This window comes from Coprobacillus sp. AF33-1AC, assembly GCF_003475785.1.
Classification (GTDB): domain Bacteria; phylum Bacillota_I; class Bacilli_A; order Erysipelotrichales; family Coprobacillaceae; genus Faecalibacillus.
In genome coordinates, this window is record NZ_QRQB01000001.1 from 221,549 (window position 1) to 231,689 (window position 10,141).

At 32.6% G+C, this 10,141-nt stretch carries 10 protein-coding genes; all 10 read right to left on the reverse strand.

The window, feature by feature from the left end; translation table 11 throughout:
• Position 1 precedes the first annotated feature (1 nt).
• The 10 genes from DWZ53_RS01145 to dprA all read right to left on the reverse strand — a co-directional run bounded on the left by DWZ53_RS01145 (position 2) and on the right by dprA (position 10,000).
• Positions 2 to 784, reverse strand: coding sequence for a phosphatidate cytidylyltransferase (locus DWZ53_RS01145; RefSeq protein ID WP_118431166.1), 783 nt, complete (start codon positions 782 to 784; stop codon positions 2 to 4).
• The gene (locus DWZ53_RS01150) at positions 784 to 1,530 is read right to left on the reverse strand and encodes an isoprenyl transferase (protein WP_118431168.1); all 747 of its coding nucleotides are present in this window, start codon (positions 1,528 to 1,530) and stop codon (positions 784 to 786) included. The genes DWZ53_RS01145 and DWZ53_RS01150 overlap by 1 nt, the downstream gene beginning before the upstream one ends.
• Positions 1,531 to 1,608: 78 nt before the next feature.
• Positions 1,609 to 2,154 carry a ribosome recycling factor gene (gene frr, locus DWZ53_RS01155; RefSeq protein WP_118431170.1) on the reverse strand — a complete coding sequence of 182 codons (546 nt, stop codon included), beginning with the start codon at positions 2,152 to 2,154 and terminating at the stop codon, positions 1,609 to 1,611.
• Positions 2,147 to 2,872, reverse strand: coding sequence for a UMP kinase (gene pyrH, locus DWZ53_RS01160; RefSeq protein ID WP_118431172.1), 726 nt, complete (start codon positions 2,870 to 2,872; stop codon positions 2,147 to 2,149). Before pyrH ends, frr begins: the two co-directional genes overlap by 8 nt.
• A 52-nt stretch (positions 2,873 to 2,924) precedes the next feature.
• Positions 2,925 to 3,806, reverse strand: coding sequence for a translation elongation factor Ts (tsf, locus tag DWZ53_RS01165; RefSeq protein ID WP_118431174.1), 882 nt, complete (start codon positions 3,804 to 3,806; stop codon positions 2,925 to 2,927).
• Positions 3,807 to 3,888: 82 nt separating this feature from the next.
• Complete coding sequence (gene rpsB, locus DWZ53_RS01170; RefSeq protein WP_118431176.1) at positions 3,889 to 4,725, reverse strand: 30S ribosomal protein S2; 837 nt, start codon at positions 4,723 to 4,725, stop codon at positions 3,889 to 3,891.
• 145 nt (positions 4,726 to 4,870) lie between these two features.
• Positions 4,871 to 5,758, reverse strand: coding sequence for a tyrosine recombinase XerC (gene xerC, locus DWZ53_RS01175; RefSeq protein WP_118431192.1), 888 nt, complete (start codon positions 5,756 to 5,758; stop codon positions 4,871 to 4,873).
• Positions 5,745 to 7,052 (reverse strand): methylenetetrahydrofolate--tRNA-(uracil(54)-C(5))-methyltransferase (FADH(2)-oxidizing) TrmFO, encoded by a 1,308-nt coding sequence (gene trmFO, locus DWZ53_RS01180; protein ID WP_118431178.1) that lies wholly within the window; start codon positions 7,050 to 7,052, stop codon positions 5,745 to 5,747. Before trmFO ends, xerC begins: the two co-directional genes overlap by 14 nt.
• 57 nt (positions 7,053 to 7,109) lie before the next feature.
• Positions 7,110 to 9,185: a type I DNA topoisomerase gene (topA, locus tag DWZ53_RS01185; protein ID WP_118431180.1), complete on the reverse strand. Its 2,076-nt coding sequence runs from the start codon at positions 9,183 to 9,185 to the stop codon at positions 7,110 to 7,112.
• A gap of 65 nt (positions 9,186 to 9,250) precedes the next feature.
• Positions 9,251 to 10,000 (reverse strand): DNA-processing protein DprA, encoded by a 750-nt coding sequence (gene dprA, locus DWZ53_RS01190; RefSeq protein WP_118431182.1) that lies wholly within the window; start codon positions 9,998 to 10,000, stop codon positions 9,251 to 9,253.
• Between the last annotated feature and the right edge of the window lie 141 nt (positions 10,001 to 10,141).

Below are 10,141 nucleotides of genomic sequence, written 5' to 3' on the forward strand. Positions count from 1 at the left end.
TTTATAACCCCGCAATCATCAAAAAAATACTAAACACAATACTATTAAAAACAGCACTATCAATTCTATCTAAAATACCACCATGCCCTGGCAATAAATTTGAATAATCTTTGACCCCAAAGTTTCTTTTAACCGCACTAAAAACAAGGTCACCAATTTGACTTGTCATAGTAAGAACAATACATGCAACTATAAGCATCATATTTCCCTTAATAACACCAAAATAAACACCAAAGACAATTGAAATCAAGCTTCCTAGCAAAATACCACCAATTGATCCTTCAACAGTTTTTTTAGGTGATAATCTAGGAATAAGCTTATGTTTCCCTAGTGTCATCCCAGCAAAATATGCACCTGTATCACTTCCATAAGTTGCAAAGGCAAGTAATAATAAATATTCAAATCCATAATCATTACGAATAACTAACAAAGCATGAAGACCACAGCACAATAGTGTTCCCATTGTAAAAATATATCCTACTCTTTCAATATTAAGCGTTTCATCAAAAATCATTGTACTTAATAAAACAGCCAAAAATCCCAAAATGCATACACTTGGAATAAATAAAACTGAATCTTTTTGAAAAAAGCCTAAAGCAAAAAAGAGCAAAACAACGATATACATATAAATCTTGATTTTAGGACGGGTACAAATGTGCAACATCTCATAAACAGATAAAACAGTCACAATTGCAATAACGGCTTTAAAAAATGTTCCCCCTATTACAATTGCTGGAACAACAACTGCAATTAAACATAGCGCAGTAATAATTCTTTGTTTCATTATTTCAATCCTCCAAAACGTCGGTCTCTATTTTGATACATCCAAATAGCTTTATGCAATTCTTCAGCGTTAAAATCCGGCCAATATACAGGTGTAAAAATAAATTCAGCATACGCAAGTTGCCACAATAAAAAATTAGACAAACGCTGTTCACCACTTGTTCTCACCATCAAATCAACTGGTGGCAAAGAAGCAGTCATAAGATGCTGTTCAAAATAGTCTTCTGTAATATCATTTTCAGTAATCTTTCCTTCTTTTAAAGATGTAGCTATCTTTTTCGTTGCTTCAACAATTTCATCACGTCCGCCATAAATAAATGCAAAGCACAACTGTAAACCAGTATTATTTTTTGTTTGGTCAATAGCTGCTTGAATAATTTCTTGTGTTGCTTGTGGTGCACGGTTTAAATGCCCTATATAACAAATACGCACATTGTTATCCATTAATTCCTTCAAATAAAGATCAAAAAAAGTCTTAGGTAATCTAAAAATAAATTGAACTTCATCATCTGGACGAGAAAAATTTTCTGTAGAAAAAGCATAAACTGTCATTGCTTTTACACCTAACTTATTGGCTTCTAAAGCAATATTTCTAATCGTTTTTGTTCCTTCATTATGCCCATATGTCCTCGGCATTTTTCTCTTTTTTGCCCATCTACCATTACCATCCATAATAAAAGCTATATGAGCCGGTATATTATTCATATCAAGTTGATAATTGTCTTTATTTTTCTTTCTTTTAAACATAATATATCTCCTTATAACGAGATATATTATAACATATATAAAATAAAAACAAAACAAAAGGATGAAACCATCCTTTTGTTATACTGTCATGATATCTTTTTCTTTTTCTTTAGCAATCTCATCAATTTCTTTTACAAATTTATCAGTTAATTTTTGTACTCGATCTTGACCAAATTTAATTTCATCTTCGCTTCCATCACACTTTTTGATTTCATCGTTGGCATCACGACGAATATTACGAATTGCAACTTTGGCATTTTCAGCAAACTTCCAAACATTTTTTGCAAATTCTTTACGACGTTCTTCTGTAAGTGCTGGTACCATAATACGAATAAGTTCACCATCATTTTGTGGAGTTAAACCTAAATCACTTTCATAAATAGCATGTTCTAAATCTTTTAAAACAGTACGATCATAAGGTTTAATTACTAATTGACGCCCTTCAACAACTGAGATACCTGCAATTTGATTAATTGGTGTTGGTGTATCGTAATAGTTAACCATTACACGATCAAGCATAGCAGGATTAGCTCTTCCAGTTCTTACAGTTTGCAATTCACGTCTAAATGCATCAATAGCTTTTGTCATTCTTTCTTGAGTATCATCTAAAATCATATTAATCATTTGAGTTTCCTCCAGAGATTGTTGTTCCTATTTTATTTCCATTACAAGCTTTAGCAATATTTCCTTCTTCTTGCATATTGAATACACATAAGTCAATATTATTATCTTTACATAAAGTTATAGCAGTTTGATCCATGATTTTTAAATCTTTAGCTAAAACATCACTATAAGTAATTTCATCAAATTTAACTGCTTGAGCATCAACTTTAGGGTCAGCAGAATAAACACCATCTACTCCATTTTTAGCCATCAAAATAACATCTGCTTGAATTTCAGCAGCACGAAGTGCAGCTGTTGTATCAGTAGTAAAGAATGGACTACCCGTACCTGCACCAAAAATAACAACTCTTCCTTTTTCTAAATGACGAACAGCACGTCTTCTAATATATGGTTCAGCAACTTGTCTCATTTCGATTGCTGATAATAATCGTGTTGGTACATCAAGCGCTTCTAAAGCATTTTGAACAGCTAAACCATTCATAACTGTAGCAAGCATTCCCATGTAATCTGCAGTAGAACGATCCATACCCATATCCGCACCAACTTTACCACGCCAGATATTTCCGCCACCACACACAATAGCAATTTCGATACCTAAATCTTTAGCATCTTTAATTTGTCTTGCAATATTAGCAACTGTCTTAGCATTAATTCCAGTTTTGTCATCACCAGCTAATGCTTCACCACTTAGTTTTAATAATACGCGTTTATATTTCATAATCATGCTCCTTATTTACAATAAAAGGACACACTTAAAGTGTCCTTAAATATTATTTACCCATTTGTGCAGCTACTTCTTCAGCAAAGTTTTCAACTTTCTTTTCCATTCCTTCACCAACTTGGAAACGAGCCATTTCTAAAACTTTACCTTTTCCTAAGTATTTTGCAACTGTTTCTTTTGGAGTTTTAATAAATTCTTGATCCATTAAGCACATAGCAGAGAATACTTTATTAAGTTTTCCTCTTTTAATTCCTTCAAGAACTTTTTCAGGTTTGCTTTTAAGACTTTCGTCTTGTGCCATAATTTCAGTTTGTACAGCATCTTCTCTATCTTTAACTTCTTGAGGGATAGCATTTTGGTCAATATATTCTGGATTACATGCAGCAACGTGCATAGCAATATCTCTTGCTTTTTCTTCATCAGCATCTGCTAATTTAACGATCGCAGTCATTTTACCACCCATGTGAGAGTAAGCACCAAATACTTCATTATCTTCTTTAGTCATCACAACAAATCTTCTGAAAGATAATTTTTCACCAATTTTACCACTTGCTTCAGCAATAACTGTAGCTAAGTCTTTTCCATCTACATCTAATTTTAATGCAGCATCTAAATCAGCAGGTTTATTTGTAGCAACTGTACTACAAACTGTTTTTACTAATTCTTGGAATTCTGCGTTTTTAGCAACGAAGTCAGTTTCTGAGTTAACTTCAACCATAGCAGCAGTATTACCATCTAATACAAATGATGTTAACCCTTCAGCAGCAATACGATCTGCTTTTTTTGCAGCTTTTGCAATTCCTTTTTCTCTTAACCAGTCAAATGATGCTTCAATATCACCATCACAAGCTTCTAGAGCTTTTTTACAGTCCATCATTCCGGCACCAGTTTTTTCACGTAATTCTTTAACTAATTTTGCACTAATAGCCATTTTTCATTTCCTCCATTTATTTATTTAAAAAGGGAAAAGCTACGCTTTCCCCATTATAACTAGTTTTTATATCAGTTCCAGCTTATTTATTTTCAGTTGGTTTTGCTTCTCTTCTAGGTGCTGGTCTTCCACCTTTATTTCTAGGTCCTCTTCTGTTGTTGTTTTCAACTGAAGTAACAGCATCATTCATAGTTACTTCTTTTTCATCTTCATCTTTAACAAATGCAACTGTTAAAGGTTCATTTTTAGCTTGGCAAATTGAATCAGCCATTGAAGCAACAATTAATTTTACAGCTCTAATAGCGTCATCATTTGCTGGGATAACATAATCTACTTCATCAGGATCACAGTTAGTATCAACGATACCAAATACTGGAATACCTAAGATTCTAGCTTCTGCTACAGCGTTGTGTTCTGCTTTTGGATCAACAACAAATAAAGCATTTGGAAGTCTTCTCATTTCTTTAATTCCACCTAAGTTCTTTTCTAACTTAGCAGCTTCTTTTTTAAGTAAGATTACTTCTTTTTTAGGTAAAACATCGAAAGTTCCATCTTCTTCCATTTTTTCTAATTCTTTTAATCTTCTAATTCTTTTTTGAATTGTTTTGAAGTTTGTTAATGTTCCACCTAACCAACGAGAGTTAACATAGAAACTTCCAGAACGAATTGCTTCTTCTTTAACAGCTTCTTGAGCTTGTTTTTTTGTTCCTACAAATAATACTTTTCCACCTTTTTCAGCGATTTCATTCATTGCTTTATAAGCTTCATCAATTTTCTTTGATGATTTTTGTAAATCAATAATATAAATCCCATTTCTTGATGTAAAGATGTATGGAGCCATTTTTGGATTCCATCTTTTTGTTTGGTGACCGAAATGTACACCAACTTCTAATAATTTTTTCATTGAAATTACTGACATGTGTAATTTCCTCCTTTTCGTTTTTTCCTCCATTATTTCGAACAATTGACACTTCATAAGAAGCACTAGTCAACTGAATCCATAATGTGTGTATTTTCATACCTAATGTATATTAGCATATCCTAAAATAAAAGACAAGATTTTTTTACCGATTTCTTGGATGGTTTTTAATATAAACCTCTTTTAAATGTTCGTTTGAAACATGAGTATAAATTTGTGTCGTTGATAAATTCTCATGGCCTAATAATTCTTGTACTGATCTTAAATCAGCACCCGCATTTAATAAATGAGTTGCAAAAGAATGTCTAAACATATGCGGATGTATTTTTCTGGTTGGATCAAATTGATAAACAACACGGTTGACAACATCTTCTAACCCTCTATTGGTCATCTGATTGCCACGATTATTAACAAAAACATATTGATGACTACCATCACAAAAATTATTTCTTACCTCATTAATATACTTCAAGAGCCATTTTTTAGCGCAATCATGAAAAGGCACATACCTATCTTTATCACCTTTTCCATGAATTAATAAAACTTGTTGGTTCCAATCTATTTGTTTGAGTGTTAAGCCAACCACTTCCGAACATCTCAATCCAGAAGCATACATCAACTCTAGCATTGCACGATTACGAATCCCTAAATCAGTAGAAACATCTATGCTATCAAGTAATTGTTGCATTTCCTCATAATACAAAAAATCCGGATTTCTTTTAGGTGTTTTTAATGTTTCAATTAAAACCATAGGATTATCTTCAATGTATTCTTGTTTGCACAAATAGCGATAAAATGAGCGTAACGAACTGATTCGTCGATTAATTGTTGTTCGGGCTAACTTTTTTTGATAAAGCCATGTTAAATATCCTCTAACAACCTGGTAAGTAACTTGATTAAAACGTTCTATTTTTTTCGTCTTTAAAAACCCTATAAATTCATCTATATCTCGTTGATATGAGTTGACCGTTAGTTTTGAATATTTCTTTTGATTTAAAAGATAATCTAGAAACTCTTTTTTATAGTAATTCATTTTCATCTATAAATTGATCCATCACTTCTTGTGCTCTTTTAGCGTAAGCTTCTTTTCTTTCTTTTTTCTTTACTCTTTCTTTTAAATCAGGAAGAATTCCAAAATTAGCTTTCATTGGTTGAAAATCAGTTGGATCCCCATGAGTAATATAATGTGCTAAAGCACCCATAATTGTTTCTTGCGGAAAAATAAGACTTTCTTTACCTTGTAAGTAACGTACCATATTGATTCCAGCAATCATACCACTTTGAGCTGATTCAACATATCCTTCTACCCCTGTCATTTGTCCTGCCATAAACAATCCTTTTGTCCCTTTAACACTATAATCAGCATTCAAATGCACAGGCGAACAAATAAATGAATTACGATGCATGACACCATAGCGTACAAAACGAGCATTTTCTAATCCTGGTATCATTTGAATGATTCTTTTTTGTTCAGGCCAAGTTAAATGAGTTTGAAAACCTACAATATTATATAAACTTGCCTGGACATTATCTTGTCTTAATTGTACAACTGCATAAGGTTTTGTCCCATCAGGCTTGGTAAGACCTACCGGCTTCATTGGTCCAAATAATAGTGTTTGTTTCCCACGTCTTGCCATTTCTTCAAAAGGCATACATCCTTCAAAAAACTTTTCTTCAAAGTCTTTAGGCTTAACAACCTCTGCATTCATCAATTCATCATAAAAATGATTAAATTCTTCCTCGGTCATTGGACAATTAATATACTCATTATCCCCCTTATCATAGCGAGATCTATAGTATGCCTTATCCATGTTAATACTTTCTTTTTCGATAATTGGTGCAGCAGCATCAAAAAAATAAAAATAATCTTCGCCCAATTTACTAGCAATATCTTTACTTAACGTATCACTCGTTAATGGTCCTGATGCAATAATAACCGGTCCTTCAGGTATCGTTTTCACTTCATCATGAATCACTTCAATCAACGGATGACTACTAATAAATTCCGTAATATCTTTTGAAAAACCTTCACGATCAACTGCCAGAGCGCCTCCTGCTGGAACCTGATTTTTTCTTGCAAAGCGAATAATCACACTATCTAATTTTTCCATTTCATTCTTTAAAACACCCACAGCATTACCTAACCCATCTGCTCTTAAAGAATTGGAACAAACCAATTCTGCAAAATAGGATGTATGATGTGCTGGAGTCATTTTATGAGGTCGCATCTCATGTAAGTAAACTTGTATTCCTTGTTTGGCTAATTGATAGCTTGCTTCCACTCCAGCCAGCCCTGCGCCAATAACATGAACATTTAATTTTTCCATATCTTTCACCCTTATCTATTTTAACAAATTTAATTTAAAAAAAGTAGAACCAATGTTCTACTTTATAATGGTTTTACATTTTGGATAATTCGAACAAGCTTTAAATTCGCCCCATCTTCCCTTCTTGATGACAACTGGCGAACCACAATTAGGACACACTTCATCTGTCATAACTGGTTCTTGCTTTTTACGATTATTTTTAATGTATTTACATTCGGGATAGTTTGAACATGCTTCAAATTTTCCAAAACGGCCTGTTTTGTATACCATTTTACTACCACATTTAGGACATACTTCACCCGTGTATTCTGGTTCAACCTTTTCTTTCTTTACGTATTTACATTCAGGATAGTTTTCACAAGCTATAAACGTACCATAACGTCCATGTCGTTCTACTAAATCATGACCACACTCAGGACATTTTTCACCAGTTTTTTTAGGAGCAATAACTTCCATTTTTTCATTTGCTACATCTAATAATGGTTGGAACTTATGAATGAAGTTATCTATAGCATCAAAATAATCATCATCACCTTCAGCTATATCATCGAGTTCTTTTTCCATTGATGCTGTATATTCAACATTAATAATATCATTAAAAAACTGTGTCAATCTATCACTTGTAAGCGTTCCTGTTTCTGTTGGTTTAAAAGCACGATCAACCAATTCTACATATCCTCGTGTTTGAATAGTATCAATAATTGAAGCATAGGTACTTGGTCTTCCAATACCTAATTCTTCCATTTCACGAATAAGTTTAGCCTCAGTATATCTTGCTGGTGGTTTTGTAAAATGTTGTGTCTTTTCAATTTTTGTACTATCAATTGTTTCTTCTATTTTCATTTCTGGCAATAGTTCATTACTTTGTTTTTCATATGGACTATATATGCGTAAATATCCATCAAACTTTAATACAGAACCATTGGCTTTGAACTGATAACCTTGATTATCCAAAGACAATGCAGTTGAATCAAATTGCGCCGGTGCCATCAATGAAGCCATAGCACGTGCATAAATCAGACTATATAATTTATATTCATCAGGCTTTAAGTATTCTTTTACACTTTCAGGTGTACGAAGAGCACTTGTTGGTCTAATCCCTTCATGAGCATCTTGAACATTCTCTGTCTTTTTTGCTTTCTTTACTTTACCAACATATTCTTTTCCATATTTTTCTTGAATATATTGTTCAGCACTCTCAACAAAAACATCGGATAAACGAATTGAATCTGTTCTCATGTAAGTAATTAACCCTACAGTTTCATCACCCAAATCAATACCTTCATATAATTTTTGAGCAATCATCATTGTTTTTCTTGCTTTAAAATTTAACTTGGACGATGCTTCTTGTTGTAATGTTGATGTAATAAACGGAGGTTTAGATTCTCTTTTCTTTTTTGTTTTCTTAACATCACTTACAGTAAATGTCTTATTTAATTTTTCATAAATCACATTAGCTTCTTCGGCATTTTTAATTTCTATTTTCTTACCTTGATATTTAGCTAATTCTGCTTGAAAATCAATCTCATCTTTATTAAATTCCGCTTTAACCTTCCAATATTCTTCGGGAATAAATGCTTCTATTTCACGTTCTTTTTCAACAATTAAACGTAAAGCCACGGACTGAACACGTCCAGCTGATTTAGATTTTATCTTCTTTTGTAATAATTTAGATAATTTAAAGCCTATAATACGATCCAATACTCTTCTTGTTTCTTGCGACTTAACTAAATTTTGATCTATTTTACGTGGATGATTTAAAGCATCAATGACAGCATCCTTGGTTACTTCATTAAAAACAACACGATTATCTTGATCCATATCTAATTTTAAAACCTCTGCTAAATGCCAAGAAATAGCTTCTCCTTCTCGATCAGGGTCGGTTGCAAGATATACTTCAGATGCATCTTTAACTTCAGCTTTTAATTCCTTAACAACATCTTTTTTATCCTTAGAAATAACATATTTTGGTTTATAACTATTATCTTGATCAATACCTAGCCCATCTTTTCCAGATGTGGCCAAATCTCTGATATGTCCTTTAGACGATGTTACATGATAATCACTTCCTAAATACTTTTCAATGGTCTTAGACTTAGAAGGTGATTCCACGATAACTAATTTTTTACCCATAACGTACCTCCCGTTTTGTAAAAACTATTATTATTGTTTTTTTTCACTTTGTCAATATTATTTATTCATTCATCCAAGAGATCATGAACACTCATAACTAATTTTGCCCCTTGTTGAATTAAATAATTACATCCATTATTATCCGTTATTCTCCCTGGTACACAAAAAATTTCCTTTCCTTGATCCAAAGCAAATCCTACAGTAATCATTGTTCCTGATCGTTTCTTTGCTTCGGTTACCAAAAGAGATTCACTTAATCCAGCAATCAATCTGTTTCTTTGCGGAAAATATTCTTGTCTAGGTACAAGATCACCCGGATATTCGCTTATTATCAAATGATTTTCCTTTATTTGGTTGTACAAATCCAAATTTCTTTTAGGATAACAATAATCTATCCCTCCACCTAGTATTGCTACTGTCTTACCGTTATTATTGAGTGCTGTGCGATGCGCTACAGTATCAATTCCTAGTGCCATTCCACTTACAATTGTATAATGATGACAAACTAAATCGTAAACAAATCGATTCGTTGCACTTTTGCCATAAGCACTTGGTACCCTCATACCTATCACACCAATGCAGTGTGTTTTTAAAATTTCCAAATCACCATAGTAATAAAGAACAAATGGCGGACAATTAATTTGTTTTAATGCCTCGGGATAATCATTAGAAATAATTGTCGTATACTTACATTTAACTTGTTTTAAAAGCAAATCACGATCTTCTCCTACCTTTTCTTTCTTTTTTAATGCTTGCAATATCTTGTTAAAATCACCTTTGTATTTTAAAGAAAAATAAACCAAGACTTCTTCCATATACCCTCCTCTATGTATCCTCTCTTTTATATACGTCTTTTTTTTGTATTTTTCTTTTAAAAATGAAAAAAAGCTAGAAAAACTAGCTTTATATGGCTATTCAAATAATTTAGGGGGTTCAACTTTGGGGGTCTACTTTAG

Coding starts and splice junctions, on each gene's coding strand:
- pyrH (WP_118431172.1), bottom strand. CDS start 2,872: ATGAAATATAAACGCGTATTATTAAAACTAAGTGGTGAAGCATTAGCT.
- DWZ53_RS01150 (WP_118431168.1), bottom strand. CDS start 1,530: ATGTTTAAAAGAAAGAAAAATAAAGACAATTATCAACTTGATATGAAT.
- tsf (WP_118431174.1), bottom strand. CDS start 3,806: ATGGCTATTAGTGCAAAATTAGTTAAAGAATTACGTGAAAAAACTGGT.
- rpsB (WP_118431176.1), bottom strand. CDS start 4,725: ATGTCAGTAATTTCAATGAAAAAATTATTAGAAGTTGGTGTACATTTC.
- topA (WP_118431180.1), bottom strand. CDS start 9,185: ATGGGTAAAAAATTAGTTATCGTGGAATCACCTTCTAAGTCTAAGACC.
- frr (WP_118431170.1), bottom strand. CDS start 2,154: ATGATTAATATGATTTTAGATGATACTCAAGAAAGAATGACAAAAGCT.
- trmFO (WP_118431178.1), bottom strand. CDS start 7,052: ATGGAAAAATTAAATGTTCATGTTATTGGCGCAGGGCTGGCTGGAGTG.
- DWZ53_RS01145 (WP_118431166.1), bottom strand. CDS start 784: ATGAAACAAAGAATTATTACTGCGCTATGTTTAATTGCAGTTGTTGTT.
- xerC (WP_118431192.1), bottom strand. CDS start 5,758: ATGAATTACTATAAAAAAGAGTTTCTAGATTATCTTTTAAATCAAAAG.
- dprA (WP_118431182.1), bottom strand. CDS start 10,000: ATGGAAGAAGTCTTGGTTTATTTTTCTTTAAAATACAAAGGTGATTTT.